The 20,918-nt window shown below is 68.4% G+C and carries 22 protein-coding genes; 13 read left to right on the top strand and 9 right to left on the bottom strand.

All coding sequences use genetic code 11. The annotated features are described in order from the left end of the window. The first annotated feature begins 83 nt into the window (after nt 1-83). The gene (locus OXR08_RS01625) at nt 84-2,555 is read left to right on the top strand and encodes a circularly permuted type 2 ATP-grasp protein (protein ID WP_267347321.1); all 2,472 of its coding nucleotides are present in this window, start codon (nt 84-86) and stop codon (nt 2,553-2,555) included. Beyond that, nucleotides 2,555-3,436 (top strand): transglutaminase family protein, encoded by an 882-nt coding sequence (locus OXR08_RS01620; RefSeq protein WP_267347320.1) that lies wholly within the window; start codon nt 2,555-2,557, stop codon nt 3,434-3,436. The genes OXR08_RS01625 and OXR08_RS01620 overlap by 1 nt, the downstream gene beginning before the upstream one ends. Before the next feature lie 33 nt (nt 3,437-3,469). On the opposite strand, the gene OXR08_RS01615 is transcribed toward OXR08_RS01620, so the two are convergent. After that, the gene (locus tag OXR08_RS01615; RefSeq protein WP_112382004.1) at nt 3,470-3,724 is read right to left on the bottom strand and encodes a hypothetical protein; all 255 of its coding nucleotides are present in this window, start codon (nt 3,722-3,724) and stop codon (nt 3,470-3,472) included. A 101-nt stretch (nt 3,725-3,825) separates the two neighbouring features. Here OXR08_RS01615 and OXR08_RS01610 point away from each other — a divergent pair, with 101 nt between their 5' ends. From OXR08_RS01610 to OXR08_RS01575, 8 genes are all read left to right on the top strand, one after another. Next, the gene (locus OXR08_RS01610; RefSeq protein WP_267347319.1) at nt 3,826-4,779 is read left to right on the top strand and encodes a J domain-containing protein; all 954 of its coding nucleotides are present in this window, start codon (nt 3,826-3,828) and stop codon (nt 4,777-4,779) included. A 7-nt stretch (nt 4,780-4,786) separates the two neighbouring features. Next, nucleotides 4,787-5,755, top strand: coding sequence for a YihY/virulence factor BrkB family protein (locus OXR08_RS01605; RefSeq protein WP_267347318.1), 969 nt, complete (start codon nt 4,787-4,789; stop codon nt 5,753-5,755). Next, a complete protein-coding gene (fabI, locus tag OXR08_RS01600) occupies nt 5,752-6,555 on the top strand; it encodes an enoyl-ACP reductase FabI (RefSeq protein ID WP_112382001.1) in 804 nt (267 codons plus the stop codon). Before OXR08_RS01605 ends, fabI begins: the two co-directional genes overlap by 4 nt. A gap of 4 nt (nt 6,556-6,559) precedes the next feature. Then, complete coding sequence (locus tag OXR08_RS01595; protein WP_267347317.1) at nt 6,560-7,087, top strand: N-acetyltransferase; 528 nt, start codon at nt 6,560-6,562, stop codon at nt 7,085-7,087. Nucleotides 7,088-7,107: 20 nt separating this feature from the next. Next, the gene (locus OXR08_RS01590; protein WP_149682209.1) at nt 7,108-7,350 is read left to right on the top strand and encodes a DUF4160 domain-containing protein; all 243 of its coding nucleotides are present in this window, start codon (nt 7,108-7,110) and stop codon (nt 7,348-7,350) included. Continuing rightward, nucleotides 7,334-7,588: a DUF2442 domain-containing protein gene (locus tag OXR08_RS01585; protein WP_149682210.1), complete on the top strand. Its 255-nt coding sequence runs from the start codon at nt 7,334-7,336 to the stop codon at nt 7,586-7,588. Before OXR08_RS01590 ends, OXR08_RS01585 begins: the two co-directional genes overlap by 17 nt. Further along, the gene (aroC, locus tag OXR08_RS01580) at nt 7,585-8,652 is read left to right on the top strand and encodes a chorismate synthase (RefSeq protein ID WP_267347316.1); all 1,068 of its coding nucleotides are present in this window, start codon (nt 7,585-7,587) and stop codon (nt 8,650-8,652) included. Before OXR08_RS01585 ends, aroC begins: the two co-directional genes overlap by 4 nt. 63 nt (nt 8,653-8,715) lie before the next feature. After that, on the top strand, nt 8,716-9,171 hold the full coding sequence (locus OXR08_RS01575) for a hypothetical protein (protein WP_267347315.1): 456 nt from the start codon (nt 8,716-8,718) through the stop codon (nt 9,169-9,171). A 403-nt stretch (nt 9,172-9,574) separates the two neighbouring features. Here OXR08_RS01575 and OXR08_RS01570 read toward each other — a convergent pair whose 3' ends face one another. The 6 genes from OXR08_RS01570 to OXR08_RS01545 form a co-directional block, all read right to left on the bottom strand. Next, nucleotides 9,575-10,864: an adenylosuccinate synthase gene (locus OXR08_RS01570; RefSeq protein ID WP_267347314.1), complete on the bottom strand. Its 1,290-nt coding sequence runs from the start codon at nt 10,862-10,864 to the stop codon at nt 9,575-9,577. Between the two features lie 112 nt (nt 10,865-10,976). Beyond that, nucleotides 10,977-11,945 carry a glutathione S-transferase family protein gene (locus OXR08_RS01565; protein WP_267347313.1) on the bottom strand — a complete coding sequence of 323 codons (969 nt, stop codon included), beginning with the start codon at nt 11,943-11,945 and terminating at the stop codon, nt 10,977-10,979. A gap of 54 nt (nt 11,946-11,999) precedes the next feature. Next, a complete protein-coding gene (locus tag OXR08_RS01560; RefSeq protein WP_267347312.1) occupies nt 12,000-13,100 on the bottom strand; it encodes an ATP phosphoribosyltransferase regulatory subunit in 1,101 nt (366 codons plus the stop codon). Then, complete coding sequence (locus tag OXR08_RS01555) at nt 13,097-13,441, bottom strand: DUF559 domain-containing protein (protein ID WP_267347311.1); 345 nt, start codon at nt 13,439-13,441, stop codon at nt 13,097-13,099. Before OXR08_RS01555 ends, OXR08_RS01560 begins: the two co-directional genes overlap by 4 nt. 171 nt (nt 13,442-13,612) lie before the next feature. Continuing rightward, complete coding sequence (serA, locus tag OXR08_RS01550; protein ID WP_267347310.1) at nt 13,613-15,190, bottom strand: phosphoglycerate dehydrogenase; 1,578 nt, start codon at nt 15,188-15,190, stop codon at nt 13,613-13,615. A gap of 163 nt (nt 15,191-15,353) precedes the next feature. After that, nucleotides 15,354-16,508 carry a phosphoserine transaminase gene (locus tag OXR08_RS01545; protein ID WP_267347309.1) on the bottom strand — a complete coding sequence of 385 codons (1,155 nt, stop codon included), beginning with the start codon at nt 16,506-16,508 and terminating at the stop codon, nt 15,354-15,356. 241 nt (nt 16,509-16,749) lie between these two features. Between OXR08_RS01545 and OXR08_RS01540 the strand changes: the two genes are divergently transcribed. From OXR08_RS01540 to OXR08_RS01530, 3 genes are read left to right on the top strand one after another with little or no spacing between them, the layout of a single operon-like run. Next, nucleotides 16,750-17,346 carry a DUF4328 domain-containing protein gene (locus tag OXR08_RS01540; RefSeq protein ID WP_267347308.1) on the top strand — a complete coding sequence of 199 codons (597 nt, stop codon included), beginning with the start codon at nt 16,750-16,752 and terminating at the stop codon, nt 17,344-17,346. A 39-nt stretch (nt 17,347-17,385) separates the two neighbouring features. Continuing rightward, the gene (locus tag OXR08_RS01535) at nt 17,386-18,036 is read left to right on the top strand and encodes an extensin family protein (RefSeq protein WP_267347307.1); all 651 of its coding nucleotides are present in this window, start codon (nt 17,386-17,388) and stop codon (nt 18,034-18,036) included. Between the two features lie 45 nt (nt 18,037-18,081). Further along, nucleotides 18,082-18,966, top strand: coding sequence for an LOG family protein (locus OXR08_RS01530; RefSeq protein WP_149682220.1), 885 nt, complete (start codon nt 18,082-18,084; stop codon nt 18,964-18,966). Nucleotides 18,967-19,073: 107 nt separating this feature from the next. Here the strand turns inward: OXR08_RS01530 and OXR08_RS01525 are convergent, their stop codons facing one another. Beyond that, complete coding sequence (locus OXR08_RS01525) at nt 19,074-20,123, bottom strand: nitronate monooxygenase (RefSeq protein ID WP_267347306.1); 1,050 nt, start codon at nt 20,121-20,123, stop codon at nt 19,074-19,076. A 7-nt stretch (nt 20,124-20,130) separates the two neighbouring features. Further along, the gene (locus OXR08_RS01520) at nt 20,131-20,823 is read right to left on the bottom strand and encodes a cytochrome c family protein (RefSeq protein WP_149682222.1); all 693 of its coding nucleotides are present in this window, start codon (nt 20,821-20,823) and stop codon (nt 20,131-20,133) included. Between the last annotated feature and the right edge of the window lie 95 nt (nt 20,824-20,918).

The following is a 20,918-nucleotide window of genomic DNA, read 5'->3' as shown; positions in this document are numbered from 1 at the left end:
CCCCCGATTCCCGGTTGCGCGCGATCCGGAAACAGTGGAACGGTCCACCGCAGCAAGGCTTACGGCAGGCGTACGGCAAGACCATGGGAACAGCGATGGCGACGCAGATCGACGCTTGCGCGCATGCCGGCCGATGGATCGCCGATTATTGTGCCGGGGCTCCCGCGCATGACGTGCTGTGCGCCGGCGACCGCGCCGCCTGGCACGCCACGCTGGAGGAACTCGCCGCCGTCGCTCCCGACGGGCTCGGCCATGCGCGCGAACGGGTGCAGCGCCACGCCGCCGACATGGGCACCGGCTTTCGCATCCCCGGCGAATCGGACGAACGCCCCTGGCCCGTTTCGCCCGTCCCGCTGCTGATCCCCGCCGCCGAATGGGCGACGATCGCCGCCGGCGCGGTGCAGCGCGCCACCCTGATGGAGGCGATCACCGCGGATCTCTACGGCCCCGGCCGGCTGGTGGCCGACGGCCATATCCCCGCCGCGCTCGTCACCGGCAGTCCGCATTTCCTGCGCCCGATGGTCGGCCTGCCCCCGCCCGGCGGCCATCATCTCAGCTTCGTCGCGTTCGATCTCGCCCGCGGGCCCAGCGGCGAATGGCGCGTGCTGGCCGATCACCTGCGCGGCCCCGCAGGCGCGGGCTATGCCCTGGAAAACCGGCTGGCGGTCAGCCGCACGCTGGGCGGGCTCCAGGCCCGGCTGAACGTACAGCGCCATGCCCCCTTCTTTGCCGCCTTCCGCGCCGGCCTCGCCGCCCAGTGCCGCCGCACCGATCCGCGCATCGGCATCCTCACCCCCGGCCGCTACAATCCCTCCTACCCCGAACAGGCGCACCTCGCCCGCTATCTCGGCCTGTTGCTGGTCGAAGGCGCCGACCTCGCCGCACTGGAGGGCAAGGTCTATGTCCGCACCGTTGGCGGGCTGAAGCGGATCGATGCGCTGTGGCGCCGGCTCGACCCGCGGCTGCTCGATCCGCTCGCCTTCGACACCCATTCGCAGATCGGGGTGCCCGGCCTGATCGACGCCTATGCCGCGGGCGAGGTCATCCTGGCCAATGCACCGGGCGCGGGCATGCTGGAAAGCCCGGCGGTATCCGCCTTCCTCCCCGGCCTTGCCCAACACCTTCTGGGCGAGCAGCTGCGCCTGCCCACCATCGCCACCTGGTGGTGCGGGGCCGACGCGGAACGCGACCATGTGCTGGCGAATCTGGACCGGTTGCTGGTCGCCCCCGCCTTCGCCGCCCGGCCGCTCGGCCTGCCCGCCGGCCCCCGCCCCGGCGCCGGCCTGTCCACCGCCGAGCAGCAGGCGCTGCGCGAGGACATGGCCCGCCGCCCGCAGGATTATGTCGGGCAGGAGATGGTACAGCTTTCCACCATGCCCGTGGTGGTGGACGATCGGCTGGTTCCCCGCCCCTTCACGCTGCGGGTGTTCGCCGCCCGCGATGCCGATGGCCGCTGGATCGTCCTGCCCGGCGGCTTCGGCCGGATCGGCGAGCAGGCGGATGCCACCGCCTCCGTCATCGGGGAGGGCATCTGGTCGGCCGATGTCTGCGTGCATGGTGACGATCCGGTCGCGCCGGTATCGCTGCTCGCCGCCCCCGATTCGCTGCATGTCCGGCGCAATCCCGGTACGCTGCCCAGCCGCGTGGCCGACAATTTCTACTGGCTCGGCCGCTATCTGGAACGCGGCGAGGCCCTGCTGGCGGCGATCCGCGTCATGCTCGGCAACTCGATTGATGCCGATGGCGGCGCCGCGCTGGCCGACCGCACCGTCGGCCGCCTGGCAGGCCTGATCACCGGTGCCGGCGCGGCGCCCTCCCCGCCCAGCCTGCGCCGTGCCGACCTGACCCAGTTCGCCCGCACCGCGATGGAGGACGAGCGCCATCATTCGGTCGCCGCGATCAACCGGCTGGCCCGCGCAATCGGCGCAGGGTCGCGCGACCGGCTGTCGGCGGACATGGTGCGCCTGCTGGAGGCGCCGTTTCCCTCGCATCGCGGCCTGCTCGACCGTGCCGGCTCGCTTCAGCGCCGCTATGCCGCGATCGCCGGGTTGTCAGCCGAACATATGGTGCGCACCACCGCATGGCGCTTCCACGATCTCGGCCGCCGCGTCGAACGCGCCATGGCACTTGCCCGCGCCTGTCGGCTGTTCGGCATGGCCGGCGCGTCCGCCGACGATCTGTCGACCCTGCTCGATCTCGCCGACAGCCAGATCAGCTATCGCCAGCGCTATCCCACCGGGCTTGCCCGCGTCGCCGTGATCGATCTTGTCGCACTCGATCCCAACAATCCGCGCGCGCTCGCCTTCCAGGCGCAGCGTATCGCCGCACTTCTGGCGGAACTTCCCGTCCTGTCGGATGACGAAATGGCCGAACCCCAGCAGGCGCAGGCGACCAAGTTGCGCGCCCTCGTCGACACCGCCGATGCCGCCACGCTCGACGCCGACCTGATGGGCGAGGTCGAACACCGGCTGACCGCGTTGTCGGAGGCGATCGCCCGCCGCTATTTCCTGCAAGGCGCCGAACCGCTGCGCGCTGGCGGACTGACGCTCGCCTGATGCGCTACGATATCCGCCACGTCACCCGCTTCGATTATGGCGCGCAGGTCAAGTTCGCGCGCTGCAACCTGCGCCTGCGCCCGATCGACTGGCCCGGCCAGCGGATCGAGGATTATGCGCTGACCGTCGAGCCCACCGGCCGCACCGCGCCAGCGCTGGCCGAGGCCGGTCTTGCCCATGTCACCCGCCTCGTCGTCGACCGCGCGGTGCAGACGCTCACCATCGAGAGCCGCGCCCGCGTCCTCGTCGACCGCCTCGTCCCCGTTCCCGACGCATCCGATCCCACGCTCGCCGACATCGCCCGGATGGCGCGCGGCAGCGGCGACCTGTCGCCTGCCGGCCCCGCCAACTACATCTTCCCCTCTGGCCTCATCCCGCTCGACCGCGACATCGCCGCCTGGTGCGCGCCCGACCTCTCCCCCGACCGCAACGCGCTCGAAGCCGGCATTGCGCTGGCCCGCCGTATCCAGGACGAATTCGCCTTCGACGCCACCGCCACGCTGGTCGACACGCCCCCGCACGAGGCGTTCCGCCACCGCCGCGGGGTGTGCCAGGATTTCGCGCAGATCATGATCACCGGCCTGCGCGCCGCCGGCCTGCCCGCCGCCTATGCCTCGGGCTATATCCGCACCCTGCCCCCGCCCGGACAGCCCCGGCTGGTCGGCGCCGATGCTACCCATGCCTGGGTGCTACTGTGGTGCGGGCCGGTGCGCGGCTGGGTGGGGCTCGACCCCACCAACGGCATCTGGATGGCCAGCGATCACATCGTCATGGCGATCGGCCGTGACTATGCGGAGATCGCACCGGTCGACGGCGTCGTGCTGGGATCGGGCGCGCAGAAGATGGACGTCAGCGTCGACGTCGCACCGCTCGACGAATAACGGCCCCTCCTGAAAGGGGGAGGGGCCGCCGGTTCACTTCGTTACCGCATTCTCGTTGCCGACATCCGGGTCATCGTCGGTCCCGCCTTGTCCGGTGCCGTGGTAATCGATCTCCGTCTGGCCACCATGGCCCATGAAGCCGCTGTTATCGCCCTTCTTTCCCGTATGCGGATTGGGATAGGCGCCGCCGTCGCTTTCGCTGCCGCCCTGTTTGCCGTGCGTGATGTTGGTGCCATCGGGCGCGCCCTTCAGGCCATCGCCGCCGGTCGCCTGGTTCCGTTCGGTCATGATTCTCTCCTTCGCTGCCACGCACAACGCATCAGCGCCGCGTTGCGCTCCGCGCCGCGCTGCCCCACATAGGCGGGTAATACACCGTTTTGGGGACCAGAGTGGCCGATCCGTATCAGACCCTCGGCGTCGCGCGCACCGCCAGCGAAGCCGACATCAAGAAAGCCTATCGCAAGCTCGCCAAGGAGCTGCATCCCGACCGCAACAAGGACAATCCCAAGGCGGCGGAGCGGTTCAGCCAGGCGACCTCCGCCTATGACCTGCTGTCCGACAAGGACAAGCGCGCCCGCTTCGATCGCGGCGAGATTGACGGCGACGGCAATCCCGCCAGCCCGTTCGGCTATGGCGGCGCGCGCGGTGGACCGGGCGGCGGGGGCGGCGGGCCGGGTGGTTTCTCCAGCCACCAGTTCGATTTCGGCGGTGGTGACGCGGACATGTCCGGGATCTTCGAGGGGCTGTTCGGCGGTGGCACCCGTCCCGGTGCTGGTGGGGGCTTTTCCAGCGGCTTCGGCCGGCGCGGTGCCGCGCCCAAGGGGGCCAATACCGCCTACCGCCTGGCGGTACCGTTCATCGACGCAGCGACGCTTGCTCCCCAGCGCGTCACGCTGGCCGACGGCAAGACCATCGACCTGAAGCTGCCCGCCGGTACCGAAAGCGGCACGCAGATGCGCCTCACCGGTAAGGGCGAGAACGGCCCGGGCGGCGCGGGCGATGCGATCGTCACCATCGACGTGCAGCCTCACCGCTTCTTCACCCGCGATGGCGACGACGTTCGCCTCGATCTGCCGATCACGCTGACGGAGGCGGTGCTCGGCGGACAGGTCAAGGTGCCCACCGTCGAGCGCCCGGTGATGCTCAAGGTCCCGGCCGGCACCAGTTCCGGCCGCACATTCCGCTTGAAGGGCAAGGGTTTCCACAAGAAGGACGGCACCCGCGGCGACCAGCTCATCACGCTGATGATCGCCATTCCGGCCGACGACGCGGCGCTTGCCGCCTTCGTTCGTGATTGGAACGGCGCCGAAACGGGGAACCCGAGGGCCGATATGGGCGTCTGACGCCCTGATGAATGCGACCAGCGGCCTGACCCCGGAAGATCGCGCGCGCCACCACGGCGCGCGCGGCAAGCTCAACAAGCAACTGGCCAGGGTCAGGCCCGGCTCGCAGGTGTTCGAGGTCGCGAAGCGCGCTCTGCTCGGCGTCTATACCGACGGCTTCATCCATGCCGGCAACCTTGCCTATCTGGCGCTAATGACGGTGTTCCCGTTCTTCATCGTCGCCGCCGCCATCGCCTCGCTGGTCGGCCAGAGCGACGAAACGCAGCGCGCCGTCACTTCCTTCCTGCACGTCCTGCCGCCCGATGTGTCCAACATCCTGCGCAAGCCGATCGCCGACGTGCTGGCCGCGCGCACCGGCTCGCTGCTCTGGCTGGGCGGTCTGGTCGGCTTGTGGACGGTTGGCAGCTTTATCGAGACCATTCGCGACATTTTCCACCGCGCATACGGCGTGCGCTCCACCGCGCCGTTCTGGAAATCGCGGCTGTCCTCGTCCTTCGTGATCGTCTGCTCGGTGGTGCTGGCGCTGCTGTCCTTTCTGGTCGGCGGTATCCTGACCGCGGCCGAGCAGTTCATCTACCGCCTTGTTCCGCTGGCGGAAAATGTCGCGGGCTGGGTCGGCTTGTCGCGCTTCATCCCCGGCGCGGTGATGTTCGGCGCGCTTTACATGCTCTTCTACTCCGTCACCCCCTCCAAATACCGCGAAAGCGCCTGCCTCAAATGGCCCGGCGCCCTCTTCACCGCCATCTGGTGGGTCACCATGACCGCCGCCCTCCCCCTCGTCCTAGCGCAACTCGGCGGTTACGATCTAACCTATGGCAGCCTAGCCGGCGTTGTGGTGATGCTGTTGTTCTTCTATCTGATCGGTTTGGGGCTGGTCTTTGGCGCGCATTTGAACGCGGCACTGGCGGAACCGCCCGAACCGGCGCTAGAGGGGCAGCCGGACCAAGGGACACCGGCAGGAGCGGTAACGGCGTGAATGGATTGATGGCGGGCAAGCGGGGGCTGATCATGGGCCTCGCCAACGACAAGTCGCTGGCCTGGGGCATCGCGCAGAAGCTGCGCGAGGCCGGCGCCGAACTCGCCTTCGCCTATCAGGGCGATGCCCTGCTGAAGCGGGTCAAGCCGCTCGCAGAACAGCTCGGCTCCGACCTGTTGATCGATTGCGACGTGTCCGACATGGCCCGGCTCGACGCCGCCTTCGCCACGCTGGCCGAGACATGGCCGACGATCGATTTCGTCGTTCACGCGATCGGCTATTCGGACAAGAACGAGCTGCGCGGCAAATATGTCGACACCAGCCTCGACAATTTCCTGATGACCATGAACATTTCCGCCTACAGCTTTGTCGCCGTCGCCAAGCGCGCCCGCGCGATGATGCCGGAGGGCGGCAGCATGCTGACGCTCAGCTATTACGGCGCGGAAAAGGTCGTGCCGCACTACAACGTCATGGGCGTCGCCAAGGCGGCGCTTGAGGCCAGCGTCAAGTATCTCGCCATGGACCTCGGCCCCGAGAAGATTCGCGTCAATGCCATCTCCGCCGGCCCGATCAAGACGCTGGCGGCCAGCGGCATCGGCGACTTCCGCTACATCATGAAGTGGAACGAGCTGAACTCGCCCCTGCGCCGCAACGTCACGATCGAGGATGTCGGCGGGGCGGGCCTCTACCTCCTGTCCGATCTTGCTAGCGGCGTCACCGGCGAGACGCACCATGTCGATGCCGGCTACAACGTCATCGGCATGAAGGCCGAGGACGCGCCGGATATCGCCCTTTCCTGATCCGATGAGCATCGCCATCCGTCCCGCGACCGGCGGCGATATCGCCGCGCTGGACGCGCTGCTCCGCACGGTTTTTCCCGCCCCGGACGAGGCGTTGCTGGTCCAGCGCCTCTGCCTGTCGGGCGACATGGTGCTGACGCTGATCGCGGACGACAAGGATAGCGGCGAACTCGCCGGCACCGTGGTGTTCAGCCGCATGCAGGTGGATGTCGCGGGCAAGGCGATCGCCGCGGTCGCGCTGGCCCCCGTCGCGGTCGCCCCGGCCTATCGCCGCCAGGGTGTCGGCGAAACGCTGGTCGAGGCCGGGCTGGACCATCTGCGCCAGGCTGGCGTGCATCTGTGCTTCGTGCTGGGCGACCCGGCTTATTACGGCCGGTTCGGTTTTGCGGCGGATTGGGCCCAGGGCTTCGCCTCGCCCTATGCCGGCGAGCATCTGATGGCGCGCCCCCTTCAAGGCGGTGCCATGCCGTGCGGCGTCCGCGGCGACGCGGTCCATGCGCCGGCCTTCGCGCATCTGGGCGAGGGTGCGTGATGGCGCTTCGGTGAAGACCGATGCCTGTCGTGTTTCGGGACCATGGCTTTCGCTTCTTCTTCTATTCGAACGAGGGCGATCCGCGCGAGCCGGTGCACATCCATGTGGCCAAGGACGGCGCGGACGCGAAGCTGTGGCTTCATCCCGTGGTCGAGTTCGCCTATAATCACGGCTTCGACGCCAGAACGCAGCGTTGGATCATGACCTGCGTCGAGGATCGGCGCGACGCTATCGAGGACGCATGGCATGACCATTTCGCCTAGAGCACTGGACGTTGCCTTTGATGACGACCAGATGTGGGTGAAGCTGGAGGATGGCCGCACGCTCGGCATACCCCTTGCCTGGTTCCCACGCCTGCTCCGCGGTTCCGCGCAGGAACGTGCGCAGGTTGCGATCAGCCCTACCGGACTGCATTGGGATGCGCTTGACGAAGATATCTCGATCGCCGGCCTGATCGCCGGGCGCGGCGATCTCACCCGGACAAAGTCGCACGCTGCATGAGCTTCAACACCTTCGGTCGCCTGTTCCGTTTCACCACCTGGGGCGAGAGCCACGGGCCCGCACTGGGTGCCGTGGTCGACGGGTGCCCGCCGGGCATCCCCTTGGCCGAGGCGGACATCCAGCCCTGGCTCGACAAGCGCCGCCCCGGCACCTCGCGCTTCACCACGCAGCGGCGCGAACCCGATCAGGTCCGCATCCTGTCCGGTGTGTTCGAGGGGCGGACCACGGGCACCCCGATCAGCCTGATGATCGAGAATGTCGACCAGCGGTCGAAGGATTATTCCGACGTCGCCAACGCCTATCGTCCCGGCCACGCCGATTATGCCTATGACGCCAAATACGGCTTTCGCGACTATCGCGGTGGCGGGCGCTCGTCGGCGCGCGAAACCGCGGCGCGCGTCGCGGCCGGCGCCGTGGCTCGGGCGGTGATCCCCCAGGTCCGCATCCGCGCCTGGGTGGAGGCGATCGGCGGCGACGCCATCGACTATGCGGCGTTCGATGATGCGCAGATCGACGCCAACCCGTTTTTCTGTCCCGATGTCGCCGCGTCGCAGCGCTGGGAAACAATCGTCGATACCGCCCGCAAGGCCGGGTCCTCGGTCGGCGCGGTGGTCGCCTGCGAGGCGACGGGTGTTCCCGCCGGTTGGGGCGCGCCGCTCTATGCCAAGCTCGATTCCGAACTGGCCGCTGCCTGCATGAGCATCAATGCGGTCAAGGGTATCGAGATCGGTGACGGTTTCGCCGCGGCGGCGCTGACCGGCGAGCAGAATGCCGACCCCATGCGCCCCGGTGCACAGGGTCCGCATTTCCTCGCCAACCATGCCGGTGGCATCGCCGGCGGCATTGCGACCGGCCAGCCGATCCGCCTGCGCTGCGCGTTCAAGCCGACCAGCTCGATCCTGACCCCCGTCGAGACGATCGATCGCGACGGAGCCGCAGCCGAGATCGCGACGAAGGGCCGTCACGACCCCTGTGTCGGCATTCGCGGCGTGCCCGTGGTGGAGGCGATGGTCGCGCTTGTCCTTGCCGACCAAGCGTTACTTCATCGGGGTCAGTGCGGATAAAGTCCGGAACACACCCTATCCCGCTTCGTTGAGAGCAAACACAACAAAGCAGGAGAGAAAGCCATGCGTATCAAGCATATGATCGCGGCTGGCGCGCTGATTGTCCCGGCCATGGCGATGGCGCAGACGTCCACCACGGGCGGCTCGATGGGTGGCCAGACCGGCACCATGGGCGGCCAGACCGGCACGATGAGCGGCCAGATGGGCACGCCGGGCACCACCATGTCGCCTACCCAGGATCGGGGTACCGGCACGACCCAAACCCGCGAGCGCGGCAAGACCACGCGCGATCGCAACCGCGGCTCGGCCACCACGACCGGTACCACCTCGACGCCGGGCACGCCGACCACGATCGACGACACGGGCACCGGCACCACCGGCACGACCGGTGACACCATGGGCGGTACCGGAACGACCGGAACCACGGGTTCGATGGGCACCACCGGCACGATGGGCACACCGGGCGGCAGCGTTGGCGGTACGGTCCCGACCACGCCGGGCACCGGCGGCACGCCGTAAGTCACGTCATACGGGACACCCCCGCGCCACTGGCGCGGGGGTTTCGCCTTTGGGAAGGATGACGGCCATGCATCGCATCGCGGTCGCAACCCTGGTCGCAATCAGTCTGCCCGCCGCCACAACGGCATAAATCAGTGGCGCTCCGGTCGAATCTAAACCGGGTGAGGCCACCGCACCGGGCGAAGAACAGCCTTCGATTCGTGGCGGCGATAATCGCCCGTCTTCGCGCGACGAGCGCCAATCGGACTCGCCGGCCACTACCGCGCCCGCTCCCCGATCAAGCATCCCACCATCGCCCGATGGCACAACCGAGCCCTCCAACGGTACCCCGACGAGCATGTCGGACGCGCCCGCAAAGAACTGACGCTTCCCCCGTACCAACACGCAGGAAGCGCCCGATTCCTCAGTCGACGAACGGATCGCGGACCAAAATCGTGTCCTCACGCTCCGGGCTGGTCGACACCAGCGCAACCGGGCAGCGGATCAATTCCTCGACCCGGCGGATATATTTGATCGCCTGCGCCGGCAGGTCGGCCCAGCTTCGCGCACCCGCGGTCGACTGCTGCCAGCCTTCCATGGTTTCGTAGATCGGCTCGACCTTAGCCTGCTCGGCCGCATGTGTCGGGAAATAATCAAGCGTCCGATCGCCCAGCCGGTAGCCGGTGCAGATCTTCACCTCATCGAACCCGTCCAGCACGTCCAGCTTGGTCAACGCGATGCCAGTGATCCCGCTCACCGCGGCCGACTGGCGCACCAGCACCGAGTCGAACCAGCCGCAACGCCGCTTGCGCCCCGTCACCGTGCCGAACTCATGCCCGCGCACGCCTAGCCGCTCGCCAGTCTCGTTCTCCAGCTCGGTCGGGAACGGCCCCGATCCGACGCGCGTCGTATAGGCCTTGGCGATCCCCAGCACGAAGCCGACCGCGCTCGGCCCCAGGCCCGATCCGCCCGCCGCGGTGCCCGCGATCGTGTTGGACGAGGTGACGAACGGATAGGTGCCGTGATCGACATCGAGCAAGACGCCCTGCGCACCTTCGAACAGGATGCGCTTGCCGCCCTCGCGCGCCTCGTTCAGGTCGCGCCAGACCGGCTTGGCGAAGGGCAGCACGAAACCCGCTATCTCGCGCAGGTCGGACAGCAGGCGCTCGCGGTCGATCGGCGGCTCGCCAAAGCCCGCGCGCAGGGCGTCGTGATGCGCGCACAGCCGGTCGAGCTGCGGCCCCAGATCGTCCAGATGGGCCAGATCGCACACCCGGATCGCACGGCGACCGACCTTGTCCTCATAGGCCGGGCCGATACCGCGCCGCGTGGTGCCGATCTTGCCCGCCCCGCTCGCATCCTCGCGCAGGCCGTCCAAGTCGCGGTGGAAGGGCAGGATCAGCGTGCAGCTATCCGCGATGCGCAGCGTCTCGGGCGTGGCGACCACGCCCTGTTCGCCCAGCCGCGCAATCTCGGCCTTCAGCGCCCAGGGGTCCAGCACCACGCCGTTGCCGATGAACGACGGCGTGCCGCGCACGATGCCCGACGGGAGCAGCGACAGCTTGTACACCTTGTCGCCGACGACCAGCGTGTGGCCGGCATTATGCCCGCCCTGAAAGCGCACGACCATGTCGGCGCGCTCGGCCAGCCAGTCGACGATCTTGCCCTTGCCTTCGTCGCCCCATTGCGCGCCGATGACTGCTACATTTGCCATGGATGCATGTTCCCACCTGCCGCATCGGACCCGCGCGCCCTTCGACAGGACTCGGCACGCAGGCGGTTCATCAGTGGACGGGGGCGGCGGTTAGCGAGCCCGCGCGAACAGGTCAACCGGCAACCCGGTCCGCCCAGGGCAGGACCGGCCCTGCCGGCACGATGCCGCTGGGGTTCAAGTCGCGGTGGCTGGCATAATAATGCGTCTTGATGTGATCCAGATGCACCGTGCCCGCAATCCCGGGCACGTCCAGCATCCGCTCCAGCAGCGCCTCCAGCGCCGGATAGTCCCGGATGCGGCGCAGGTTGCACTTGAAATGCCCGTGATAGACCGCATCGAAGCGCACCAGCGTGGTGAACAGCCGGATATCGGCCTCGGTCATCGCCTTCCCGACCAGCCACGCACCGTCCGCCATCCGCGCCTCCAGCGCGTCCAGCGTCTCGAACAGGGGATGCACCGCCGCCTCATACGCATCCTGCGACGTCGCGAACCCCGCCTTGTACACCCCGTTGTTCACCCGGTCGTAGACCTCGGCATTGACGCGATCGATCTCGGCCCGCAGCGGTTCGGGGTAGAAGTCGCCCGGCGTCGCGCCCAGCCCGTCGAATGCCGTGTTCAGCATGCGGATGATCTCCGCCGATTCGTTGCTGACGATGGTCCCGGTCTCCCGGTCCCATAGCACCGGCACCGTCACCTTGCCGCTGTAACCGGGTCTGGCGCGCGCATAGAGCTGCCACAGATAGTCCGCGCCGTGCAGCGGATCGCCGGTGCCGCCGCGGCCCGTCTCGAACGTCCAGCCATGGTCCAGCATCACCGGATCGACCACCGACACGTCGATCATCGCCTCCAGCCCCTTCAGCGCCCGGACGATCAGCGTCCGGTGCGCCCAAGGACAGGCATAGCTGACATAAAGATGGTAGCGCCCGGCCGCGGCGGGGCGCCCCGGCTGGCCATCGGGGCCTGGGCCGCCATCGGCGGTCACCCATTCGCGAAACCCCGAATCCTGCCGCTTGAAGGCGCCGTCCTTGGAGTCCTCGGTCACCTTGCCCGGCTGCCACGCGCCGTCCACCATCCTGCCCATCTGCGTCTCCCGGTTTTTCGGGGTTGCGAACGCATGAGAGGGGCAAGCGTGCCGCTACAGCCGCTGCGGCACCCCGCCGGTCCAGACATGCGTGCAAAGCTGCGCTTGCGGCGTATCGTCCGCCTCCAGCGCCTGCACCGTCACCCATCCCTGCCCGCGCAGCGCCGCGCCATCGGCATGCGGCGTCCCCACCGGCAGGAACAGGCGCCGCCGCTCGGCCCTGGGCGCGGTTGCCACGATCGCATCGGCATATAGCGAGAAGCCCGTCGCCTTCTCCTCGCGGCCATCCTCGTGGATCAGGGTGTAGGTGCCGCCCCGCCCGACCTCGCGCGGCGGTCCCGCCACGAACAGCGAGAAGCCCAGCCAGCTTTGATATTCGAAGCCATGCCGCTCGGTCGGGTCCAACGTCATCGCGACGCCGTCGCCCAGCGCGGCTGCAATCGCCTCCAGCCCATCCAGCCGGCTGGCCAGCACGCCGTGCACGTCGAGGCGGCGCAACCGCTCGATCGCCGACGCGAACGGCCCCGCCGCCTCGACCAGCGGCAGATAGTCCGGCGCGATCGCCGCCACCCCGCCCGCATCCTTGGCGTCCAGCCGCTCGCGCAAGGGGCCGACCTGCTCCGCTGCCACCGGCAACGGCCCCGCCGCCAGCGTGTCGACCAGATCGGGCAGCGTAAAGTCGATCGAGATGCCCGTCGCCCCGGCCGCGCTCAGCGCTTCCACCGCGACGCGCACGATTTCGGTCGCCGCCGCCACCGAATCGAGCCCGATCAGCTCCGCCCCGATCTGCCGCCACTCGCGCGCAGGCGCCAGTTGCGACGCGCGCAGCTTCACCACCGTGCCCGCATAGGACAGCCGCACCGGCCGCGGGTGGTGCCCCATTCGCGTTGCCGCGATCCGCGCCACCTGCGCGGTCAGGTCGGGCCTGAGCGCCAGCGTCCGCTGCGACACCGGATCGACGAAGCGCACCGCATCGTGCAGCCCCCCCGCCTTCAACCGGGACGCCAACGCCTGCGCAAACTCGATCAGCGGCGGATCGGCCCGCTCATAGCCATGCAGCCGCGCCGCCTCCAGCACCCGCGCCTCCACGGCCGCCGCGGCATCGGCAAAAGGCGGCAGGCGGTCGTGGAATCCTTCGGGCAGGAGGGCGGTCATGCCGCCGCTCCATCACCAAGGATGACGCTCGCCACGCCCTCCAGATTGGTCGTGACATCTTGATTGGAGAAGCGGATCACACGATAGCCCTGCTGTTCGATCTGCACCGTCCGGCGCGCGTCGCGGGCTTGGTCCGTGTGCGTATCGCCGTCAAGTTCGATGACCAATCGCGGCATCCATGCGGCGAAATCGGCGATGTAGGGGCCGATGGGTACCTGCCGCGAAACCTTGATCCCACCGATCTGTCGATTGCGGATGATCCGCCAGAGCCGCGCTTCCGCCTCGGTCATCTGCCGCCGCATCGCACGAGCACGGTCCCGCAACACCGGATCGGTTTTCATGAGGCCTCCCAGACGGGAGACTAACACGCCCTCTCCCCGCCGGGGAGAGGGAAGGGGCCCGCTGCCGTCAGGCAGTGGGAAGGGTGAGGGGCAGACCAGCAGAGCAGCACTGCTGGCAACCCCTCACCCAAACCCTCCCCGCAGGGGAGAGGGAACTTGCAACCCCTCACCTCAAAACTTCAACCCCATCGCCGTCTTCACCCCCGGCAACGCCTTCACCGTCGCCAGCAATTCGGCCGACACCACCTCGTCCAGCGACAGCAGCACCACCGCCTCGCCCCCGGCCGAGCGGCGGCCCAGGTGGAAGGTCGCGATATTCACGCCCGCCTCGCCCAGCGTGGTGCCCAGGCGGCCGATAAAGCCCGGCGCGTCCTCATTGACGACATACAGCATCGGCCCGTCCAGATCGGCCTCGACCTTGATGCCGAACAGTTCGACGAGGCGCGGCGCCTCGTTGCCGAACAGCGTGCCGACCACCGAACGCTCGCCGTCGGAGGTCTTGACGCTGACGCGCACCAGCGTGTGGTAATCGCCCTCGCGCTCGGTCCGCACCTCGCGTACCTCGATGCCCTTGTCCTTGGCCAGGAACGGCGCATTGACCATGTTCACCGTGTCCGAATGGACGCGCAGGAACCCGGCCAGCACCGCCGACACGATCGGCTTCTGGTTCAGCTCGGCCGCCGCACCTTCCGAATGCACCGAAATGCGCGCGATGCCGCCATGCGCCAATTGCCCGACCAGCGAGCCCAGCTTCTCGGCCAGCGCCATGTACGGCTTCAGCTTGGGCGCTTCCTCCGCCGACAGGCTCGGCACGTTCAGCGCGTTGGTGATCCCGCCCGTCACCAGATAATCGGCCATCTGCTCGGCGACCTGGATGGCGACGTTGACCTGCGCCTCGTTGGTCGATGCGCCCAGATGCGGGGTGGAGATGAAGTTGGGCGTGCCGAACAGCGGGCTTTCCTTGGCCGGCTCGGTCACGAATACGTCGAGCGCCGCGCCGCCGATATGGCCCGAATCGAGCCCCTGCTTCAGCGCCGCCTCGTCGATCAGGCCGCCGCGCGCGCAGTTGATGATGCGCACGCCCTTCTTCGTCTTGGCCAGGTTCTCGGCCGACAGGATGTTGCGGGTCTGCTCGGTCAGCGGCGTGTGGAGCGTGATGAAGTCCGCGCGCGCCAGCAGTTCGTCCAGCGTCACCTTCTCCACGCCCATTTCCAGCGCGCGCTCGGGCGTCAGGAACGGGTCATAGGCGACGACCTTCATCTTCAGGCCCAGTGCCCGGTCCGCGACGATCGATCCGATATTGCCCGCGCCGATCAGGCCCAGCGTCTTGGAGGTCAGCTCCACGCCCATGAAGCGGTTCTTCTCCCACTTGCCGGCCTGGGTCGACGCGTCGGCTTCCGGCAACTGGCGGGCCAGTGCGAACATCAGCGCGATGGCATGTTCGGCGGTGGTGATCGAATTGCCGAACGGCGTGTTCATCACCACCACACCCTGTGCCGAGGCGGCGGGAATATCGACATTGTCGACGCCGATGCCGGCCCGGCCCACGACCTTCAGATTGGTCGCATGCGCCAGGATGTCCTTGGTCACCTTGGTCGAGCTGCGGATGGCGAGGCCGTCATACTGGCCGATGATCGCCTTCAGCTCGTCGGGCGTCTTGCCCGTGATCTCGTCCACTTCGACGCCACGCTCGCGAAAGATCTGCGCGGCCTTGGGGTCCATCTTGTCGGAAATAAGTACCTTGGGCATGACATTGCTCCTGCAAGGAATTGGAATCTCGCCCTCTCCCCCATGGGGAGAGGGAGGGGACCCATGGCTCCGCCATGGGGAGGGTGAGGGGCAGACACGGGCGAAAGCGCTGCTTGGCAGCCCCTCACCCAACCCTCCCCGGTGGGGGGAGGGCTGGAAGGGATCACCCCCGCGCGGTCGCGTAGGCCCAGTCGAGCCACGGCCCGAGCGCCTCGATATCCGCGGTCTCGACGGTCGCCCCGCACCAGATGCGCAGGCCCGACGGCGCATCGCGATACCCCGCCACGTCATAGGCCGCGCCTTCGGCCTCCAGCAGCGACGCCATCTTCTTGATCAGCGCGTCGTCCGCGCCCTCGACCGTCAGGCAGACGCTGGTGGTCGACCGGATCGCCGGGTCCTCCGCCAGATGGCCCAGCCAGTCGCGCGCCTCGACGATCCGGTTCAGCGCCGCCGCGTTCGCGTCCGACCGCTTGACCAGCGCCTCGGCGCCGCCCAGCCCCTTGGCCCATTCCAGCGCGAAGATCGCATCCTCCACGGCCAGCATCGACGGCGTGTTGATCGTCTCGCCCTTGAACACGCCCTCGGCCAGCTTGCCCTTGGACACGAGGCGGAACACCTTGGGCAGCGGCCATGCCGGCGTATAGCTTTCCAGCCGTTCGACCGCGCGCGGCCCCAGGATCAGCACGCCGTGCGCACCCTCGCCGCCCAGCACCTTCTGCCACGAGAAGGTGGCGACATCGATCTTGTCCCACGGCAGGTCATAGGCGAACACGCCCGAGGTCGCGTCGGCGAACGACAGCCCCTCGCGATCCTCGGCGATCCAGTCGCCGTTCGGCACGCGCACGCCCGAGGTGGTGCCGTTCCAGGTGAACAGCACGTCGTTGGACCAGTCGACCGCGCTCAAATCCGGCAACTGCCCGTAATCGGCGCGCAGGACGGTGGGATCGATCTTCAACTGCTTGACCGCATCGGTCACCCAGCCTTCGCCGAAGCTTTCCCAGGCGAGCGCGGTGACGGGCCGCGCGCCCAGCATCGTCCACATCGCCATTTCGAAGGCGCCGGTGTCCGATCCGGGTACGATGCCGATGCGGTGGGTATCGGGGAGCTTCAGCAGCTCGCGCATCAGGTCGATGCAATATTGCAGCCGCTGCTTGCCCAGCTTCGAGCGATGCGAACGGCCGAGGCTGTCCGTCGCGAGCTTGGCCGCATCCCAGCCCGGAGGCTTGGCGCAGGGACCGCTGGAGAAATAGGGGCGTGCCGGCTTCGTAACGGGCTTCGCAGGCGCAAGAGTGGCGTCGGCGGCAGTTGTATCAGTCATATAGACTCTCCTCACAGAGAGCACGCGCGGCGTTGGGACCGCGTGGCCCGAGGGCGGCTTTAGCGGCGATCGCTCCGCTGTCAATCGCCGATGCGACGGCCGGCGAACGTACCGGCTCGACTATTGCCGGCCACCGAGCCATGATGATCGCGGGAGATTCATCGACATGCCAAGCGATCCGACGCCGCTCGCCCGACGCGCCATAGTTCTGGTCTGGATATGGTTCGCTACCGACTGCCTTATGGCACTTGAATCGATTTGGGAGATCAGTGTCCTGAGCGGCATCGACAGCAATGCCGACGCGGGTGATCTTTTGGGCGACGCTTCCGATCTTTCGACAATCGCCGGAGTGGCGTATATCCTCGGCCTGTTCGCCAGCGGCTGGATGGTGCTGCGCTGGGTCTATGCGGTCAATCGCAACGCGCATCAGTGGAGCGATGCGATGACGATCGGGCCCGGTTGGAATGTCGGCTGGTTCTTCGTCCCCTTCGCTGCCTTGTGGATGCCGTTCGCCGGCCTGCGCCAGAGCTGGGGCGCGACGGTTGATCCGCAAAACCCGGATTCGGCGCCGGTCCCGGACTGGATGCGCCTGTGGTGGGGACTGTGGATCACCAGCCTGATGCTCGGCAACATCGCCGGGCGGCTCGCCTCGGCGGCCGATACGGCCGGCGAGATGATGGCCGCCAACTGGCTGTACGTGCTGTCCATCCCCATCGATCTGCCGCTGACGATCCTGCTCTGCCGCCTCATGCGTGAATTGTCGGCGATGCAGCGATCCCGCATCGCGGGCATGGCTGTGGTGGAGGAGGAAGGGCCGGCACACACGTCTCACCGCTAAGGGCTTGCCCTGTGGAGCATGCGTCCGCAAACCGATGCGGTGCGCCGACTGACCTCCATCCTCCTCCTCACCCTTGCCCTCACCGCCTGCGGCCGCGCCGATCGCCCCACCACCCCGCGCGCCAGGGCCGAGCCGCTGCGGCCCTCCACCCGCGAAACCGCCCAGTGCCAGGCCGATCTCCGCCGCGAGGGCGTGGACTATCGCGAGCTGCCGCCCAAGGATTACGGAAACGGCTGCGGCCTCTACGGCGCGGTACAGCTGACCGATATCGGCGTCCCCGTCACCGGCGTCACCGCGATGCGCTGCGGCGCGGCGCGGGCCTTTGCCGGCTGGGTGCGCAACGCCGTCGCCCCCGCCGCCTATCAGGTCCTCGGCTCCGAACTCGCGCGGGTCGAGGGGATGGGCACCTATGCCTGTCGCAACATCGTCGGCACGCGCGGCATGGGCGACCGGCGCTCGGGCCACGCGCTCGCCAATGCGGTCGATATCGGCGGCTTCGTGCTGAAGGACGGGCGGCGCATCACCATCCTGCGCGACTGGTCCTCGCCCGATCCGGCGACGCAGCGTTTCCTGCAGGCGATCCGCACCTCGGCCTGCCGCCGCTTCGGCACCGTGCTGACCCCCAATTACAATGCCGCGCACCGCAATCACCTCCATCTGGAGGACGACCGCGCCCGTTTCTGCCGGTAGCGCCGCCCCCTAGCAAGCGGCTGCACTTTCCCGTATTTGGCCGCGATGACCGATACCCGCGTACCAAACCGCGTCTTCCCGCGTGCCAGCCAGGATGCCGAGACCGCCAAGACCAGCGTCTCGACCCCGCAAACCGAACATCCGGCCTATCGCCTCGCCTTTCAGGACATGGATTTCCTGCTGCGCGAGGATCTGCGCCCGATCCGCTTCCAGCTCGAACTGCTGAAGCCGCAACTGCTGCTGGAGGAGGCCAAGATCGCCTCCACCTTCGTCTTCTACGGCTCGGCCCGCATTCCGGAGCCTGCCAAGGCGCAGGCGCTGCTCGACCTCGCCACCGACGATGCGTCGCGCCGGATCGCCGAGCGCCTTGTCGCCAAGAGCAAATATTACGACATCGCGCGCGAGCTTTCGCGCATCACCAGCCGCCTGCCGCGCGACGCCAACGGCATGCGCCACTTCGTCGCCTGCTCGGGCGGCGGCCCTTCGATCATGGAGGCGGCGAACCGCGGTGCAGCGGACGTCGGCGTCGATTCGATCGGCCTCAACATCGTGCTGCCCCACGAACAGGCGCCCAATCCCTACGTCACGCCCTCGCTCAGCCTGCAATTCCACTATTTCGCGCTGCGCAAGATGCATTTCCTGCTGCACGCACGGGCACTTGCGGCATTCCCCGGCGGCTTCGGCACGTTTGACGAGTTGTTCGAGCTGCTCACCCTGATCCAGACCGGCAAGATCCAACCCATCCCGGTGCTGCTGTTCGGCCGCGAATTCTGGGAACGCGTCATCAACTTCGACGCGCTGGTCGAGGAAGGCGTGGTGTCCGAGCGCGATCTCGGCATCTTCACCTATGTGGAAACCGCCGAGGAAGCCTGGGACGTGGTCCGCCACTTCTACGAGGAACAGGCCAAGAAGGCCGACGCGGTAGGCTAACACGCCCCCTCTCCCCTTCGGGGAGCATCAGGTAAACAGCGCCCCGCGCTGTTCAGGTCATGCCGGGGGCATGACCGACCTGCTGCTCCCCGAGGGGGGAGAGGGCTTTACGCGGCTTTTCCCCGCATCTCGCCCGCAATCACCCGCACCAGATCCCCCGCCGGCATCGCCCGCGCCAGCGGCGCCCCCTGCCCCGCCCATTGCGCGCCATATCCCGTCTCGCCCACAGCCTTCGCGGCCGCATTCAGCGCCTTGCCCGCATCATAGGCGACCGGATACGCCGGCACCGCCGCCACCAGCCGCTCGCCCAGCGCCGTAAAGCGATTGGGCAAGCACCGCGCCGGCCGCCCCGAAATCGCCCGCGTCATCACCGTATGCGCCGCCCCCGGCCCCATCAGCGCCGCACGATACGCATCGTCCGCCGCACTTTCCGGGCAGGCGATGAACGCGGTGCCAAGCTGCGCCGCCACCGCCCCCAGCGCCAGCGCGGCATCGACGCCCGCACCGTCCATGATCCCGCCCGCCGCGATCACCGGTAACGAACCCCTGGCCAGCAGCCGCACCAGCGCCAGCGTTCCCAGCGCATCGTCGCGCGCCGCCGGATCGAACACGCCCCGATGCCCGCCCGCCTCGATCCCCTGCGCCACCAGCACATCGATCCCGGCCGCCCGCGCCGCCGCCGCCTCGCCCGGCGACGTCACGCTGGCAAGAAGCAGGCAGCCCGCCGCCCGCAACGCTGCGATCCGGGCCGCACCGGGCAGGCCGAAGTGAAAGCTCACCACCGCCGGCCGCGTCGCCAGCAACAGCGCCAGCATGGCATCATCTTCGGCAAAGCTGGGATAGATGGCGCGCAACGCGGTTGGCGGCACCGCGTCGACTTCGGCAAAGGTCGGTGCCAGCGCGTCGATCCACGCCGCCGCGCGATCGGCGTCATCGTGCGGCGCGGCATGGACGAACAGATTGACCGCAAAGGGCCGCGCCGTCCGCGCCCGCAGGTCTGCGATCATCGCCGCCGCACCCGCCGCATCGCTCGCGCCCAGCGCGACCGACCCCAGTCCGCCGGCCTCGCACACCGCCGCCGCCATCGCCGGGGTGGAGACGCCCGCCATGGGCGCCTGCACCAGCGGCAGCGACAGGTTCAGCCGCGCCGCCGGCATGTGCCGATCACTTGACCGGCGACTTCTCGCCCTCGATCGCCGCCTGCGGGTCGACCGACGGTGCGCCGGAGGCGGGGGTGCCGGTGTTCGCCACCGCGCCCGTCTCGCCGCGCACATCGTCGGTGACGTTCTGCACCGCCTCGGGCGCCGCATCGCCGCCCGCCGCCGCAGCAGCCGGCGCGGCCGGCAAGGGCAGGTTCGACCCTTGCGCGTTCAGATAGACCAGCAAATTCGCCCGGTCCTCGGCATTGGCAAGGCCGGCAAAGGTCATCTTGGTGCCCGGCGCGAACTTGCGCGGCGAACGCAGCCAGGCGTCCATCTTCTCGAAGTCCCAGTTGCCGCCCACCGCCTTCAGCGCGTCGGTAAAGGCAAAGCCGCCCTTGCCCTGCCCGATCGGCTCGCCAAGCGTGTGGTAGAGATTCGGCCCGATGCCATTGGCACCGCCCTGGTTGATCGTGTGGCACGCGGCGCATTTCTTGAACACTTCCGCGCCCTTGGCCGCATCGGCCGTGGGCAGCAGCGAGGCGATCGCCACCTCCGGCGCACCGCCGGCACCGGCTTCCTCGACGCCTTCGATGGCATAGCCCATCTTTTCGGGGCGTTCGCCGTGGAAGATCATGCCCCCCGCGATCGCCAATCCCAGTGCGGCGCCGCACGCGCCCAGCACCCATCCCGCGATCGTGTTGGTCTTCAGATCCATGGCGCAAGGGCCCCCGTTTATGCTCTCCTGACACGACCCTTAGGAAACCACGCCCGCCCCTGCAAGCGGCGCTTGATCGATGCGCGCCGGCTCCG

The organism is Sphingomonas sp. GM_Shp_2, assembly GCF_026540875.1.
GTDB lineage: Bacteria > Pseudomonadota > Alphaproteobacteria > Sphingomonadales > Sphingomonadaceae > Sphingomonas > Sphingomonas carotinifaciens.
The sequence above is the reverse complement of the archived record's forward strand: the minus strand, read 5'-3'. Positions and strand labels throughout refer to the sequence as shown.